The organism is Aeromonas sp. 1HA1 (assembly GCF_029237385.1).
Classification (GTDB): Bacteria; Pseudomonadota; Gammaproteobacteria; order Enterobacterales; family Aeromonadaceae; genus Aeromonas; species Aeromonas popoffii.
In genome coordinates, this window is sequence record NZ_JAACGC010000010.1 from 37,991 (window position 1) to 54,133 (window position 16,143).

General features: G+C 60.1%; 9 protein-coding genes and 2 tRNA genes. 9 read left to right on the forward strand and 2 right to left on the reverse strand.

Features of this window, described 5'->3' with window-relative positions; genetic code table 11:
- Window positions 1–6 precede the first annotated feature (6 nt).
- Window positions 7–82: transfer RNA gene (locus GWQ22_RS05430), tRNA-His, on the reverse strand.
- 51 nt (window positions 83–133) lie between these two features.
- Window positions 134–210, reverse strand: a tRNA-Arg gene (locus tag GWQ22_RS05435).
- Between the two features lie 257 nt (window positions 211–467).
- Between GWQ22_RS05435 and GWQ22_RS05440 the strand changes: the two genes are divergently transcribed.
- The 9 genes from GWQ22_RS05440 to GWQ22_RS05480 all read left to right on the forward strand — a co-directional run bounded on the left by GWQ22_RS05440 (window position 468) and on the right by GWQ22_RS05480 (window position 16,065).
- On the forward strand, window positions 468–1,058 hold the full coding sequence (locus GWQ22_RS05440; RefSeq protein WP_275929685.1) for a TetR/AcrR family transcriptional regulator: 591 nt from the start codon (window positions 468–470) through the stop codon (window positions 1,056–1,058).
- The gene (locus GWQ22_RS05445) at window positions 1,055–2,161 is read left to right on the forward strand and encodes an efflux RND transporter periplasmic adaptor subunit (RefSeq protein WP_275929686.1); all 1,107 of its coding nucleotides are present in this window, start codon (window positions 1,055–1,057) and stop codon (window positions 2,159–2,161) included. Before GWQ22_RS05440 ends, GWQ22_RS05445 begins: the two co-directional genes overlap by 4 nt.
- 15 nt (window positions 2,162–2,176) lie before the next feature.
- Window positions 2,177–5,257, forward strand: a complete 3,081-nt coding sequence (locus GWQ22_RS05450; protein WP_275929687.1) for a multidrug efflux RND transporter permease subunit — start codon at window positions 2,177–2,179, stop codon at window positions 5,255–5,257.
- Window positions 5,258–5,378: 121 nt separating this feature from the next.
- Window positions 5,379–7,346 (forward strand): ATP-binding protein, encoded by a 1,968-nt coding sequence (locus tag GWQ22_RS05455; RefSeq protein WP_181364737.1) that lies wholly within the window; start codon window positions 5,379–5,381, stop codon window positions 7,344–7,346.
- Window positions 7,347–7,422: 76 nt separating this feature from the next.
- Entirely contained in the window at window positions 7,423–8,772 is a 1,350-nt protein-coding gene (gorA, locus tag GWQ22_RS05460) for a glutathione-disulfide reductase (RefSeq protein ID WP_275929688.1), read from the forward strand.
- A gap of 275 nt (window positions 8,773–9,047) precedes the next feature.
- On the forward strand, window positions 9,048–10,730 hold the full coding sequence (gene kdpA, locus GWQ22_RS05465) for a potassium-transporting ATPase subunit KdpA (protein ID WP_275929689.1): 1,683 nt from the start codon (window positions 9,048–9,050) through the stop codon (window positions 10,728–10,730).
- Window positions 10,730–12,787 (forward strand): potassium-transporting ATPase subunit KdpB, encoded by a 2,058-nt coding sequence (kdpB, locus tag GWQ22_RS05470; protein ID WP_042037123.1) that lies wholly within the window; start codon window positions 10,730–10,732, stop codon window positions 12,785–12,787. Before kdpA ends, kdpB begins: the two co-directional genes overlap by 1 nt.
- A 60-nt stretch (window positions 12,788–12,847) precedes the next feature.
- Window positions 12,848–13,357 carry a potassium-transporting ATPase subunit C gene (locus GWQ22_RS05475; RefSeq protein WP_042037124.1) on the forward strand — a complete coding sequence of 170 codons (510 nt, stop codon included), beginning with the start codon at window positions 12,848–12,850 and terminating at the stop codon, window positions 13,355–13,357.
- A 119-nt stretch (window positions 13,358–13,476) separates the two neighbouring features.
- The gene (locus GWQ22_RS05480; RefSeq protein ID WP_275929690.1) at window positions 13,477–16,065 is read left to right on the forward strand and encodes a sensor histidine kinase KdpD; all 2,589 of its coding nucleotides are present in this window, start codon (window positions 13,477–13,479) and stop codon (window positions 16,063–16,065) included.
- Window positions 16,066–16,143: the final 78 nt, after the last annotated feature.

Sequence of the window (16,143 nt, forward strand, 5' to 3'; positions counted from 1 at the left end):
GTAAAATGGGGTGGCTGATGGGGCTCGAACCCACGACAACCGGAATCACAATCCGGGACTCTACCAACTGAGCTACAGCCACCACAGCTGTTTTCGTTCCACAACAACGCCCGTTTAACTGGCGCACGTTTTATGGTGCGCCCGACAGGATTCGAACCTGTGACCTCTGCCTCCGGAGGGCAGCGCTCTATCCAGCTGAGCTACGGGCGCTACGCTGTCGAACGGGGCGCATTATTGATGATGGGAGCATACTTGTCTACACTTTTTTGCCTGCCTTGAATCAACCGCTTGTTTTTCCATCGCTTATGACTGTTTTATGCCATTTTTCCTTCATTCAGGCTGGATCCAGTCCTCGACTGTTACTTTATCCCCCCACAAGAGTGGGCAAGCGCGCAGCAGCACTTGACTTGCCTCAAGGCAACCCTAAAATGAATGAACGTTCATTCAGCCGTTGCGATAATTGAGTCATGGACAAGAAAGAACGCATTTTCAATGCGGCGCATGAAATACTTGGCGAGCAGGGTTTCCACGGGCTATCCATTGCCATGGTGGCCAAGAAAGCCAAGGTCGCTGCGGGTACCATCTATCGCTACTTCAGCGACAAAGATGATCTGATCCGCCAGCTCTATCAGCACACCATACTCCAGTGTCATCCACTGGTCATGGAAGGGGTGCAGATAGAGGAGATGTCGTTTCAGCAATTTCGGCGATTGTGGCTCAACATCCACGCCATTTTTGCCGACGATCCCAACGCGCTCAAATGCAAGCTGCAGTATGGGAGCTCTCCACTGGGAGCCGAACTGGAGAAAGACCCGGTCATCATAGCCGCCTGGGCACCTCTGGATCGCTTCTTCGAACGGGGACGTGAACAAGGTCTGTTTATCGATCTACCCGTCCGGGCATTGCAGGTGCTGAGCCTGGATTGCGTGGGAAGTCTGGCGTTGCAACGCCAGGTTCATCACTTTGAACTAACGCAAGAACAGCTGGAAGCCGTCATCATGGCTAGCTGGAATGCCATTTTAAACCCCCATTTTTCGACCTCAGGAGCCTGTTCATGAAAAAGTGGATGGCCATCATGTTGCTGATAGCGCTTGCCCTGTTTGGCAGCGTCATCGGCTTCAATATGTTCAAGCAGAAGAAGATTGCAGAGTTCATGGCCAACCGGTCGGAACCCGAGTTCCCGGTGACCGCCATGGTGACCAAGGCGCAAGACTGGGTACCAACCATAGAAGCGATCGGCTTCATCGAACCGAACCAGGGGGTGACACTGTCCACCGAACTGGCGGGCACCATCGATGCCATCACCTTCGAATCCGGCAAGCCGGTCAAGGCGGAGCAACTGCTGCTGAGCCTGGACTCCAGTGTGGAGAAGGCCAATCTGCGAGCCTCCCAGGCCAAGCTGCCGGCGGCACGCGCCAAATACGAGCGCTTCCAGAACCTTTTCAAGAAGAGCTCCATCTCCAAGGATCAGCTGGATGATGCAGAAGCCAGCTACCGCTCGCTGGAAGCCGATATAGAGAGCCTGAAGGCGACCATCGCCCGCCGTGAAGTCCGCGCCCCCTTTAGCGGTGTGGTCGGCCTGCGCAACGTCTTCCTCGGCCAGTACCTGCAACCGGGTACCGATATAGTGCGGCTGGAAGACACTAAAGTGATGCGTCTGCGCTTTACCGTGCCCCAGACCGACATCTCGAACATCACCCTGGGCCAGATCATCAAGATCAACGTGGATGCCTATCCCCAGACCCAGTTTGACGGCTACATCACCGCCATCGAACCGGCCGTCAACTACCAGAGCGGCCTGATCCAGGTACAGGCTAACATCCCGAACAACGAGGGTCAGCTCCGTTCCGGCATGTTTGCCCGCGCCAGCATCATAATGCCCACGGTGAAAGAGCAGATTGTGATACCGCAATCGGCCATCACCTTTACTCTGTATGGCGAAAACGTCTATGTCATCCACGAGGTGGACGGCATGAGACGAGCCAAGCAGGTCGTGGTCAAGGCGGGAGAACGTCGCGGCAATGACGTACATGTGCTGTCCGGTATCAAGGCCGGGGACGAGATAGTGTTGTCGGGCCAGGTTCGCCTGAGCAACGACACCAAGGTGCGCGTTGTCGAAAATGATGCCCTGGCCGTTCCGGCACAAACCCCGATGCTGTAAGCGCGGAGATCTGCAATGCGATTTACTGACATATTCATAAAACGGCCTGTGCTGGCGATCTCGCTCAGCTTCCTGATCGCCCTGCTGGGCTTTCAGGCCATCTTCAAGATGCAGGTGCGGGAATACCCCGAGGTCACCAATACGGTGATCACGGTCAGCACCAGCTACTACGGTGCCAGTGCCAACCTGATCCAGGGCTTCATCACCCAACCGCTGGAGCAGGCGGTGGCGCAAGCCGACAACATCGACTTCATGACCTCCTCCAGCCAGCTGGGCAGCTCCACCGTGACGGCCTTCATGAAGCTGAACACGGATCCGAACGCCGCGCTGTCGGACATACTGGCCAAGGTCAACTCGGTGCGTTCCCAGTTGCCGAAAGAGGCGGAAGACCCCTCGGTTACCTCCTCCACCGGCTCCACCACGGCGGTGCTCTACCTCGGCTTCACCAGCCCTGAGCTGAACTCCAGCCAGATCACCGACTATCTGGAGCGAGTCATCAAGCCGCAGCTGTTTACCGTGGGCGGCGTGTCCAAGGTAGATCTCTACGGCGGTGTCGAGTTTGCCCTGCGGGTATGGCTGGATCCGGCCAAAATGGCGGCCTTCAACCTGACCTCAAGCGACGTGATGACGGTGCTCAACAGCAACAACTATCAGTCGGCCACCGGTCAGGCGACGGGTTACTTCACGCTGTTCAACGGCAATGCCGAGACCCAGGTCAGCAACATAGAGGAGCTCAGGCGACTGGTGGTTGCCACCCGTGATGGCAATGTGATCCGCCTCTCCGACATCGCCAAGGTGACGCTGGAGAAGAGCCACGACATCTACCGGGCCAGTGCCAACGGCCGCGAAGCCGTGGTCATGGCGGTCAACGCAGCCCCGACGGCCAACCCCATCAACATTGCCCACGATGTGCTGGCACTGCTGCCGAGCCTGAAGAGCAATATGCCGAGCACCATGCAGGTCAACGTGCTCTATGACTCCACCATTGCCATCAACGAGTCTATCCACGAGGTCATCAAGACCATACTGGAAGCGGCTGCCATCGTACTGGTGGTGATCACCCTGTTCCTCGGTTCGTTCCGGGCTGTCATCATCCCCATCATCACAATTCCGCTCAGTCTCATCGGCGTGGTGATGATGATGGACCTGTTCGGCTTCTCGATAAACCTGATGACCCTGCTGGCCATGGTGCTGGCGATCGGTCTGGTGGTGGATGACGCCATCGTGGTGCTGGAGAACGTTGACCGCCACATCAAGCAGGGCGAGGAACCCTTCCGGGCCGCCATCATAGGGACCCGCGAAATAGCCGTGCCGGTTATCGCCATGACGGCCACACTGGCCGCCGTGTATGCGCCGATCGCCCTGATGGGAGGCATCACCGGCTCCCTGTTCAAGGAGTTCGCGCTGACCCTGGCGGGAGCGGTATTCATCTCCGGCATCATAGCGCTGACCCTGTCACCCATGATGTGCGCCAAGATGCTCAAAGCCAACGAGCAGCCGGGCAAGTTCGAGCGCACTGTGCACCACCTGCTGGATCGGATGACAGAACGCTACGGCACTATGCTGCACGCCGTAATGCAGAAGCGCATCGTGGTCCTGGTGTTCGCCGTCATCGTATTCGGCAGCCTGCCGCTGCTGTTCAAGTTCATCCCGAGTGAGCTGGCACCGGCGGAAGACAAGGGCGTCATGGCGGTGCTGGGTACTGCGCCCTCCAACGCCAACCTGGACTACATCGAAAACACCATGGCGGACGTGAACAAGATCCTGGATGAGCAGCCGGAAATCGCCTACTCCCAGGTCTTCTCCGGGGTATTCAACGCCAATCAGGCATTTGGTATCGCCTCTATGGTGCCCTGGAGCCAGCGTGAAGCGAGCCAGAAAGAGGTGCTGGATCGGGTCGCCGGACTGGTGAAGGACATCCCCGGGATGGCCATCACCACCTTCCAGTTCCCTGAACTGCCGGGTGCATCGAGCGGCTTGCCAATCCAGTTCGTCATCACCACCCCGAACAGCTTCGAGAGCCTGTTCCTGATCGCCAGCGAGATGCTGGCGGCCACCCAGGCCAATGGCCAGTTCGTCTATTCGAATCTCGATCTGAACTACGACTCCGCCACCATGAGGATCAAGATCGACAAGGACAAGGCAGGTGCCTACGGCATCACCATGCAGGACATAGGCATCACCATGGGCACCATGATGGCGGACGCTTACGTCAACCGCATCGACCTGGATGGCCGCTCCTACGAGGTGATCCCCCAGGTCGAGCGCAAATACCGTATGAACCCGGAATCCATGAAGGGTTACTACGTGCGTGCGGCCGACGGCAGATCCATCCCGCTGGGTAGCCTTATCAACATCGAAGTCGTGGGCGAGCCCCGTGCCCTGCCCCACTTCAACCAGCTGAACTCCGCCACCATCGGCGCCGTACCGGCACCGGGTGTGGCCATGGGGGACGCGATCAACTGGTTCAAGACCACAGCCGAAGAGAAGCTGCCGCAAGGCTATCGCTACGACTTCATGGGTGAGGCTCGCCAGTTCGTGACCGAAGGCAATGCCCTCTATGCCACCTTCGCGCTGGCACTGGCCATCATCTTCCTGGTGCTGGCCATCCAGTTCGAATCGGTACGTGACCCGCTGGTGATCATGGTGTCGGTCCCGCTTGCCATCAGTGGTGCCTTGATTGCACTGGCATGGGGGTTGGCCACTATGAACATCTACTCCCAGGTGGGTCTGATCACGCTCGTAGGCTTGATTACCAAGCACGGGATCCTGATCTGTGAGGTGGCAAAAGAAGAGCAGCTACTGAACGGTCTGAACCGGACCCAAGCTGTGATGCAGGCGGCCAAGGTGCGGCTGCGCCCCATCCTGATGACCACGGCGGCCATGATCGCGGGCCTGATCCCGCTGCTCTACGCGGCGGGTGCAGGCGCAGCCCAGCGCTTCAGCATCGGCATAGTGATAGTGGCCGGTCTGGCGATCGGTACCATCTTCACCCTGTTCGTGCTGCCGGTGATTTACACCTACCTGGCCTCCGAGCACAAACCCTTGCCTGTGTTTGATGAATCCATTCCGCCCAAGGCGAAAGGGAGTCATTGATTACCGACTTGAATGCAAAAGGCCCCGATTCGGGGTCTTTTTTTATCCCACTAACGACACACGACATAAGTACATGAAGCAGTTAAACTAAATGGCATTATTTCCAGACCGCAAGGACGCCATGTCAGGACTTTTCTCCAAGACCGCGAGGGCCATCGGCCGTAACGGGCTCTCATACCGCCTGCTCTCCTACATTCTGGTGTGCAGTACCGTATTGGCGATGATCATTACGGTGTTGCAACTTGCCTGGGATTACCGCAAGGACGTCGCCGTCATTGAGGACAGCATCGGCCAGATCGAAGCCTCCTTCCTGCAGCCCATCGCCGCCAGCCTGTGGAACCTGGACGAGGAGCAGGTCAAGGTACAGATAGAAGGCATCATGAACCTGCCCAACATGCAGTTCGTGATGGTCAAGGAGATGCTCGGCAACTCGGAAGTGCCGTTGCTGATCCAGGGGGTGGAGCGTGAAAGCTATGACATCTCCCGCGAATTCAATCTCACCTATCAGGGTGAAGTGGTCGGCAAGCTGTTCGTCGCCGCCTCCCTCGATCAGATCTACCAACGCCTGATCGAAAAATCCGTGATCATCATGGTCACCCAGACCATCAAGACGCTGGTGGTCTCGTTTTGTATCCTGCTCATCATTTACTATCTGGTGGTCCGTCACCTCAACCGCATCGCCAACTATGCCCAGAAATTCAATCTGGATCGGCTGGCCATCGAGCTGACGCTGGAGGGGCGCCCCCTGCCCCGCAAGAAACCCGATGAGCTGGATACCCTGGTCGCCACCCTCAACCAGATGCGAACACGGCTGAACGACGAATTTGCGGCGCGCCATCAGGCGGCGGAACAGCTGCAACAAGAGCGGGACTTCTCCGCCACCCTGATCAACTCGGCCAACATGCTCATCTGTTGCATGGAACCCAACCTCACCATCGCCAGCATCAACCCGGCCGCCATACTGCTGACCGGCTACCACCAACAGGAGATCTTGCAGCACAACTGGCTGGATCTGTTCGTCAGCCAGGAACAGCGTGAAGAGCTGGCTCTGATCCTGGCCGATCATGGATCCATTGAGGACAAAGAGATCATCATGTATGACCAGCAGGGCCATGAGCTGGTGTTGCAGTGGACCTTTGCCCCCTTCTACGAGGGCCTCAACCTCAAGTACCTGATCGGGTTCGGCTATGACATCACCCGCCTCAAGAAGGTAGAGCGGGAGATCATCTCCCTCAACGAACAGCTGGAAGGCAAGGTGGTGGAGCGAACCCGCAGCCTGAGCGACGCCAACAATCAGCTGGGCAAGGCCTATGACGACCTGAAACAGGCGCAGCAGACCCTGGTGGAATCGGAGAAGATGGCCTCCCTCGGCTCGCTGGTAGCCGGGGTGGCACACGAGATCAACACCCCCATTGGCATCAGTGTGACCGCCTCCTCCTATCTGCAGGAACGGGTGGCCGACTTCAAGCTGCACATCGACTCCAAGCAGCTCTCCCGCTCCTATCTCAACGAGTTCACCGTCAATCTCGACGAGTCCATGCAGCTGCTGCAGGGCAACCTGAGGCGCGCCTCGGAGCTGATTGCCAGCTTCAAGCAGGTGGCAGTCGATCAGTCGTCCGAGGCGCGTTACAACTTCAACCTCGCCGACAACCTGCATCAGGTGGTGGTTTCCCTCGGCCACAAGCTGAAGAAGGCCCAGTGCGAGGTGGACATCCAGTGCGATTCCAAGCTGTCGATCTTCTCCTTCCCCGGCAGCTTCACCCAGATCTATTCCAACCTGATCCTCAACTCCATCAACCATGGTTTTGATGACTGGGACAAGCCGAAGAAGATCACCATCAAGGTGGAGCAGCAAGGTGAGGATCTGATGATCGACTACAGCGACAACGGCCGCGGTATCCCGCCCGAAATACTGCCGCGCATCTTCGACCCCTTTGTTACCTCCAAGCGGGGCCAGGGCGGCAGCGGGCTCGGCACCCACATCATCTACAACCTGGTGGTACAACTGCTGCGTGGCCGCATCAACTGCGTCAGTGAGCCAGGCAACGGCGCCCAGTTCCATATCCGTATGCCGATCCAACATAACTGAACGCTGGCTCTTGTGAGCCAGCCGCTTTATCCCCATCATGCTGTGATTGCATTCTTAATGAGCGGAGAACCTCGCAATGGCACAGCATTTTGACTATATCGCCATCGGTGGCGGCAGCGGCGGCATCGCCTCGGCCAACCGGGCTGCCATGTACGGCAAGAAAGTCGCCCTGATTGAAGCCAAAGAGTTGGGTGGAACCTGCGTCAACGTAGGCTGCGTGCCGAAGAAGGCCATGTGGTATGCCGGCCAGATCGCCGATGCCCTGAAATATGGTGCCGACTACGGCTTCGACACCACACTCAACCACTTCAGCTGGGCCAAACTGGTCGAGTCCCGCCAGGCCTATATTGGCCGCATCCACCAGTCCTATCAGAATGTGCTGGGCAAGAATCAGATCACTGTCGTCAAAGGATTCGCCCGCTTCGTCAATAGCAACACGATCGAGGTCAATGGCGAGCAGTACACCGCAGATCATATCCTGATCGCCACCGGTGGTCGTCCCGAAATACCCGCCATTCCCGGTGCCGAACTGGGTATAGATTCCGATGGTTTCTTTGACCTGCAAAGCCAACCCAAGCGGGTTGCCGTGGTCGGTGCCGGCTACATCGCGGTCGAGATCGCCGGCGTGATGCAGGCACTTGGCTCCGAGACCCATCTGGTAGTGCGCAAGCACGCACCGCTGCGCAACTTCGACCCCATGATCCACGAGACTCTGGTGGAAATCATGGCGCAGGAAGGGCCCAAACTGCACACCCACGCCATCCCCAAGGCGGTGGTCAAGAACGCCGATGACAGCCTGACCCTGCAGCTGGAAGATGGCCGCCACCTGACCGTCGATTGCCTGATTTGGGCCATAGGCCGCGTTCCGGCCACCGACAATCTCAACCTCTCTGCCGCCGGCATCGCGCTGGACGAGAAGGGCTTTATCCCAAGCGACAAGTTCCAGAACACCTCCGTCGCCAACATCTATGCGGTGGGTGACAACACGGACCGTATCCAGCTCACCCCGGTGGCCGTGGCCGCCGGCCGTCGCCTCAGTGAGCGGCTGTTCAACAACAAACCGAACGAGCACCTCAACTACGATCTGGTGCCGACCGTGGTGTTCAGCCACCCACCCATAGGCACCATAGGGCTGACCGAACCGGAAGCCATCGCCGAGTATGGCGAGAGCCAGGTGAAGGTCTACCGCAGCCAGTTCACCGCCATGTATTCGGCCCTGACCCAACATCGCCAGCCTACCCGCATGAAGCTGGTGTGCATCGGGCCGGAAGAAAAAGTGGTCGGTCTGCACGGCATCGGCTTTGCCATGGACGAGATACTGCAAGGCTTCGGCGTGGCCATGAAGATGGGGGCCACCAAGGCCGACTTCGACAACTGCGTGGCTATCCATCCGACCAGTGCGGAAGAGTTTGTGACCATGCGCTAAACGCATACAACGATATAACCCTTCACTCAAACCCGGCTCAAGCCGGGTTTTTTGATCCCTCCTCGCCAGCTCCCTCGCAACACCAGTGTTCTTTACGCCGATTTTACGCCTGCCCCATGGCGCTTTATGGCGCCTTTACGCCTGTTTTACATACCATTTCAGCGTCAATTACACCTATGGAGTCGATATGAATTGGCTATATCTGCTGCTGGTCCTCGCCCTGCTGGGTTATCTGTTGCGTGCGTTAACACGCAGCCACGAGTGAGGAACTGAATATGTGGCAAGAAGTGATTTATCCGGTGGCCTTTGTGCTGCTAATCCTGCTGCCGGCACCTCTGCTTGGCGGCTACCTGTATCGGGTATTCGAGGGGCAGAGCCGCTGGCTGTCGCCCATAGAGCGCGCCACCCTGGCCTGCTGCGGCACGGACGGACGGGAGCAAGACTGGAAGTCCTACGCCCTCAGCCTGCTGGCATTCAACGGGGCCGGTTTCGGCCTGCTGTTCCTGATCCTGATGGCGCAAGGCCTGCTGCCCCTCAACCCGCAGCAAATGCCGGGCATGAGCTGGCAACTCGCCTTCAACACCGCGGTCAGCTTTATGACCAACACCAACTGGCAAGCCTATTCCGGTGAAGCCAGTCTCTCCTACTTCAGCCAGATGGTAGGCCTGACCACCCAGAACTTCGTCTCCGCCGCCACTGGCGCCGCCGTTGCCATCGCGCTGTTCCGTGGTATCGCCCGCCAACAGACCACCAACCTTGGCAACTTCTGGCAGGATCTGGTGCGTTTCTGTCTCTATGTGCTGCTGCCGATGGCGCTGATCATGGCGCTGCTGCTGGTATGGCAGGGCGTGCCCCAGACGCTGTCGGCCTATCTGCCGTTCCACAGCCTGGAAGGTCAGGAGCAGCTGCTGCCACTGGGCCCTGCCGCGTCCCAGATCGCCATCAAGCAGCTCGGCTCCAACGGCGGTGGCTTCTTCGGCATCAACTCGGCTCACCCGTTCGAGAACCCGACCGCACTGACCAACTGGCTGGAGATGGTCGCCCTGCTCACCATAGCCGCCGCCATGGTCTGCACGCTGGGTCGCTACGTGAAGGACGTGGCCCATAGTCGCGCCATCCTCACCGCCATGACCATCATGCTGGTGCTGGGCCTTTCCCTCTCCCTCTCCCAGGAGATAAAGCCGGATCCCAACCTCGCTCACCTCACCACTCAGATGGGCAACTGGGAAGGCAAGGAGAGCCGCTTCGGCCCCGTGCTCTCCAGCATCTGGAAAGTGGCGACCACGGCCGCCTCCAACGGCTCGGTCAACTCCATGCACGACAGCGCTGCCCCCCTCGCCGGCATGGTCGCCATGATCAACATGCTGCTGGGTGAAGTGGTGTTCGGCGGCGTGGGTGCCGGTATCTACGGCATGATGCTGTTCGTGCTGCTGACCGTGTTCCTGTGTGGCCTCATGGTGGGTCGTACACCCACCTATCTGGGCAAACGCCTCGGCATCACTGAGATGAAGTGGGTGGTCGCCAGCATGCTGGTGATGCCTGTCGGGGTATTGGTGATCGGTGGCGTAACCCTGCTGATGCCGAATGCCGACACCGTCATAGGTCATGAAGGCCCGCACGGCCTGTCACGGCTGATCTATGCCTACGCCTCGGCTGCCGGCAACAACGGTTCCGCCTTCGCTGGCTTTGCCGCCGCCGATAGCTGGCAGTGCATCGCAATCGCGCTGGCCATGCTGCTCGGACGCTTCGGTTACATCATCCCGGTGCTGGCCATCGCCGGCCAGCTCGCCCGCGCTCCGCGCCAGGAAACGGGTGAAGGTGACTTCCCGATCCGGGGGCCACTGTTTATTACCTTGCTGATCATCACAGTCCTGCTGATTGGCGGCCTCTCCTTCCTGCCACTGCTGGCACTGGGACCCGTGGCCGAACATCTAAGCCTGATACAGGGAGCGTTCTAATGAGCAAATCCATCTCCATGACAGCCCGCACCGAGAAGGTGAAGGCCAAAAAACAGAAATCGCAAGTCATGCAGGCAATGATTGAAGCCCTTTATCGCTTCAATCCGAAGGCGTTGTTTGGCAGCCCCATACTGTTCACCCTCTGGCTGGCTGCCGTGATGGCGACCGTAGAATCGCTGCTGGGACAACCCTTCTCCGGGGTCGCCCCCAGCCTGGCCTGGCAGCTGACCGCCTGGCTCTGGCTGACCCTCTGGTTTGCCAACTTCGCCGAGACCCTGGCCGAAGGGCGCGGCAAAGCGAGGGCCGACAGCCTGAAGGCCGGCATGAGCCAGCTCAAGGCACGCCGGGTCACGGATGCCAAGGATGGGCAGGGTGAATGGGTGTCCGCCACCAGCCTGCGGAAAGGTGATCTGGTACTGGTACGCAGCGGTGAAATGATCCCGGCCGATGGTGAAGTGGTGGCAGGCATTGCCTCGGTGAACGAGGCGGCCATCACGGGTGAATCCGCCCCCGTCATCCGCGAATCCGGTACCGACCGCAGTGGCGTGACCGGCAACACCACTGTGGTCTCGGACGAGATCTGGGTGCGCGTCAGCAACAATCCGGGTGAGAGCACGCTGGATCGGATGATCTCGCTGGTGGAAGGAGCCAAGCGCCAGAAGACCCCGAACGAGATGGCGCTCGATGCCCTGCTGGTGGGTCTGACCCTGATCTTCCTGCTGGTGGTGGCTACCCTGCCCTGGTTCCTCAACTACAACGGAACCCAGGTGCCCAGGATCTACCTGCTCGCCCTCTTCATCACCCTGATCCCGACCACCATAGGCGGGCTGCTCTCCGCCATCGGCATCGCCGGCATGGATCGGCTGGTGAAACTGAACGTGATTGCCAAGTCGGGCCGCGCAGTGGAGGCCGCCGGTGATGTGCGTACCCTGCTGCTGGACAAAACAGGCACCATCACCTTCGGCAACCGCATGGCCGACGAGCTGATCCCGGCCCCCGGAGTGGATCCCTCCCTGCTGGCCCAGGCGGCCATGCTGGCCTCCCTCGGGGACAATACGCCGGAAGGCAAGTCCATCCTGACCCTGGCAGGCAAGAGCATGGCCAAGCCGAGCCAGCTGGAGAGTGACAAACTGATCCCGTTCAGCGCCGAGACCCGGTTGAGCGGGCTGGATCGCAACGGTCATCAATATCGCAAGGGGGCTGTGGATGCGGTGCTCAACTATCTCTCCCTCGAGCGCAAGGCTGTGCCCGAGCTGATCCTCAAGTCGGTCGACAACATCGCCCGCCAGGGCGGTACTCCACTGCTGGTCTGTACCCACGAGAAGTTGATGGGGGTTGTGTTCCTCAAGGACATCATCAAGCCCGGCATCAAGGCCCGCTTCCAGATCCTGCGTCACATGGGGATCCGTACCGTGATGATTACCGGTGACAACCCGCTGACTGCCGCCGCCATCGCCGCCGAAGCCGGGGTGGATGACTTCATCGCCGAAGCCACCCCCGAGAAGAAGCTGGCCTATATCCGCCAGGAGCAGGCCGATGGCCGCCTGGTCGCCATGTGCGGTGACGGTGCCAACGACGCCCCGGCGCTGGCCCAGGCCGACGTGGGTCTGGCCATGAACGAGGGTACTCAGGCCGCCAAGGAGGCGGGCAACCTGGTGGATCTGGATTCCAACCCCACCAAGCTGCTGGACGTGGTGCTGGTCGGCAAACAGTTGCTGGTGACCCGAGGGGCACTGACCACCTTCTCCATCGCCAACGACGTGGCCAAGTACTTCGCCATACTGCCAGCCCTGTTCATCGCAGCCTATCCGCAGCTGGGTGCGCTGAACCTGATGCAGCTGGGCAGCCCGCAGAGCGCCATCCTGTCGGCCATCATCTTCAACGCCCTGATCATAGTGGCGCTGGTGCCGCTGGCCCTGCGCGGTGTCAGCCTGAAGGGATCCCCCGCCAGCCTGCTGCGCCGCAACCTGCTGATCTACGGTGTCGGTGGTCTGCTGGTGCCCTTCATTGGTATCAAGCTGATCGACCTGGTCATCACTGGCCTGGGTCTGGTGTAACGCTATAGCGGGGAGCAAGCCTGGCTTGCCCCCCATCAACCTGTTTGGAGCAAGAAAATCATGATAGCAATCAGAACCCTGCTGACCCTGACCCTGCTGCTGGGCGTCGGCTACCCACTGGCGGTGACCGGGCTGGCCCAGCTGATGTTCCCCTGGCAGGCCAACGGCAGCCAGCTGACCAACGGTAACCAACAGCTGATCGGCAGTGCCCTGCTGGCGCAGAAATTCGATCGGGCCGAGTACTTCCACTCCCGCCCCTCCGCCAGCGACTTCGCCACCATTGGCGGCAGTGCCAGTAATCTGGGGATGGGCTCACCACTGCGCAGAGAGTTCGCCGAGGCGCAGGGCAATGTTCAGTCCCCCACCATGCTGACCCGCTCCGCCTCCGGCCTGGACCCCCATCTGCCGGTAGATGCCGTGCTGGCTCAGGTAGAAAGAGTGGCCAAACAACGAGGGCTGGATCCCGCCTTGCTGACGGAGCAGGTCAAGTCCAGAGTGCAAGCTGGTATCCTTGGCCCGCAAGTGGTCAACATCCTCCAGCTCAACCTGCAGCTCGACAAGGACGCTTGATAGAGAGGACGGGGATCCCACATTTTCGAACTGAGCCAACGGTTGCTCGATAAGGATCATAATGCGTGATGAGGTAAAGGCTGGTGCCCTGATGGCAAGCATGGAGCAGGAGTCCTGGGATGCGTGATGAGGTGCGGGCCGACGCCTTGCTGGCGAGTCTGGAGCAGGAACACAAAGGCAAGCTGAAGGTTTTTCTCGGCGCCGCGCCCGGCGTCGGCAAGACCTACGCCATGCTGCAAGCAGTACGGGAACAGGCACGGGAAGGGGTCGACATCCTGATCGGCGTGGTGGAAACCCACGGCCGTCAGGAGACCCTGGCCCTGCTCGACAAGCTTGCCATCCAGCCGCGCAAGCTCCATCTCCATCGCCAGCAACGGCTGGAGGAGATGGATCTGGATGCACTGCTCGAACGCAAACCCGCCATCGTCGTAGTGGATGAGCTGGCCCACAGCAATGCCCCGGGCAGCCGTCACGAAAAGCGCTGGCAGGATGTGGAGGAGTTGCTTGGTGCCGGCATCGATGTCTACTCCACCCTCAACGTGCAGCACCTGGAGAGCCTCAACGATCTGGTGTGGCAACTGACCGGTGTCAGGGTCAAGGAGACACTGCCGGATCAGGTGCTGCTGGAGGCGGACAGCATCATACTGATCGACCTGCCTCCCAAGGAGCTGCTCGGCCGGCTCAAGGAGGGCAAGGTCTATGTGCCCCATCAAGCCAAGGCCGCCCTGCAATCCTTCTTCTCCCTCAACAACCTGACCGCCCTGCGCGAGCTGGCGATGCAGACCGCCGCCAGCCACGTGGAGGGGGATCTGCAGTTGCAGTGGCAGGCTGCGGGCAAGACCACGCTGCCGCTGCGGGGCAAGCTGATGGTCTGCCTCGGCGATCAGCACGGCTCGGCGCTGGTACGCTACGGCCACCGCTTCGCCCAGCGCCGCCAGCTGCCCTGGCTGGTGGTGCACATCGACAGCAAGGGGCAACGCTCCGCCGAGCTGGAGCAGGCGCTGGCGCTGGCCTCTCACCTCGGTGCCAAGGTGCTGACCCTCTCCAGCCCGGCGGTGGCCAATACGCTGCTGGAAACCGCCGAGCAGCAACAGGTCTCGCAACTGCTGCTTGGCAAACCCCACAAAGCCCCCTGGCGCCGTTCCCTGGTCCAACACCTGCTCAAGCAGGCGCAGGGGCTCGAAATCACACTGGTGGATACAGAGAAGCGCAAACCCGGCCTGGGACTGCAACCACTCCACCCCAAGGACATACGCCAGAGCCTGCTAGCCATCACCATCATGGCGGTGACCTCGGCCACCGCTTGGGGACTCTCCCACTGGCTGCCGCCCGCGTCCCTGCCCCTGCTGTTCGTGCTGGGGGTGCTGGCGACGGCGCTCACCACCAGCCTGGTGCCCGCCATACTGGCGGCCGTACTGGGCTTCGTCGCTCACAATCTGTTGTTCACTGCCCCCTACTTCTCCCTGAGCGTGGCCAGCCACAGCGATCTACTCACCCTGTTTGTGCTGCTTATCGTCGGCATGACGGCGGGACGACTCGCCTCCCGCCAGCGACAACAGCTGATCGGCCTGCGCGAGACTCAGCAGCTCGGCAACGCCCTGCTCTCCCTCAGTCAGGGACTGGCCACCGCCAGCAGCCCGGAAGAGGTGCTCAGGCAAGGCACCCAGGCCATTTCTCTGGCCTTGATCCAACCGGTCTTTGCCCTCGATCAGGATTATCAGCACAGGGCGGGATCGGCTCAGCACAGACCCGGACAGACCGACAAGGCAGCCATCGACTGGTGCCTGGCCCAGAAGCTGAGCGCGGGTGCCCACACAGCCACCCTCAATGCCGCCGAGGCGCAATATCACCATCTCACCGATGATCTGGTGCTCGGCATCCGGCTGGTCAATCCGCTCGCCTCTTCGGCTGAACACCAGTTGCAGGCCCTGCTCACCGACATCCGCGCCGCCCTGGCACGGATCGACCTCAACGAGCGGCTGGCCGACAGCCAGCTGCAGGCAGAGACGGATCGGATGCGCGCAGCCCTGCTCTCGTCGGTTTCCCACGATCTGAAGACGCCGCTGGCAACCATCATGGGGGCTGGCAGCACCCTACTGGAATACGGTGATCGGATAAGCGCAGAGGATCGCAGTGAACTGCACCATTCGGTGCAGGAGGAGGCGCGCCGCCTGCACAGCTATGTGCAGAACCTGCTGGACATGACCCGCATAGGTTCGCCGGACTTCCAGTTGAAACGGGACTGGGTCGACCTGGCAGATCTGGTGGAGAGTGCCCGCAAGCGGTTGGACTCCTCCTGGCGCCAGCACAAACTGCTGGTGCACTTCGATCAGCAGATCCCCCAGCTCTATGTGCACGGCGCCCTGATCGAGCAGGTGCTGGTCAATATCTTCGACAACGCCTCCCGCTACTCGCCGGCTGGCACGCCCATCGAGTTCAAGGTAATGCTGGCAGACCCGGATCTCATCATCGATATCATCGATATCGGGGTCGGCATCGCCGAGTCGGATCGGGACAAGATCTTCAATCTCTTCTACACCCAGCCGGTCGGTGATTGCGGCAGTCGCGGCACCGGGCTTGGCCTCGCCATTTCCCGCGCTATGATAGAGGCTCATGGCGGGCGCATCTGGGCGTTTTCCGGCCCCAATGGCAACGGCACCTGCATGCGCATCTCCCTGCCGCTCACCCTCAACTCACCGGAGGTATGATGGATCCCATCCTTTGTCATAAGGGCTGTAGAGAGTTCATTCTGCCATCATATGTTCCCTACCCAACATTCGCCTCTG

Bases quoted from the DNA above. Each gene is read 5' to 3' on its own strand.
- GWQ22_RS05475 (WP_042037124.1), top strand. From the start codon at position 12,848: ATGATAGCAATCAGAACCCTGCTGACCCTGACCCTGCTGCTGGGCGTC.
- gorA (WP_275929688.1), top strand. From the start codon at position 7,423: ATGGCACAGCATTTTGACTATATCGCCATCGGTGGCGGCAGCGGCGGC.
- GWQ22_RS05480 (WP_275929690.1), top strand. From the start codon at position 13,477: ATGCGTGATGAGGTGCGGGCCGACGCCTTGCTGGCGAGTCTGGAGCAG.
- GWQ22_RS05450 (WP_275929687.1), top strand. From the start codon at position 2,177: ATGCGATTTACTGACATATTCATAAAACGGCCTGTGCTGGCGATCTCG.
- kdpB (WP_042037123.1), top strand. From the start codon at position 10,730: ATGAGCAAATCCATCTCCATGACAGCCCGCACCGAGAAGGTGAAGGCC.
- GWQ22_RS05455 (WP_181364737.1), top strand. From the start codon at position 5,379: ATGTCAGGACTTTTCTCCAAGACCGCGAGGGCCATCGGCCGTAACGGG.
- GWQ22_RS05445 (WP_275929686.1), top strand. From the start codon at position 1,055: ATGAAAAAGTGGATGGCCATCATGTTGCTGATAGCGCTTGCCCTGTTT.
- GWQ22_RS05440 (WP_275929685.1), top strand. From the start codon at position 468: ATGGACAAGAAAGAACGCATTTTCAATGCGGCGCATGAAATACTTGGC.
- kdpA (WP_275929689.1), top strand. From the start codon at position 9,048: ATGTGGCAAGAAGTGATTTATCCGGTGGCCTTTGTGCTGCTAATCCTG.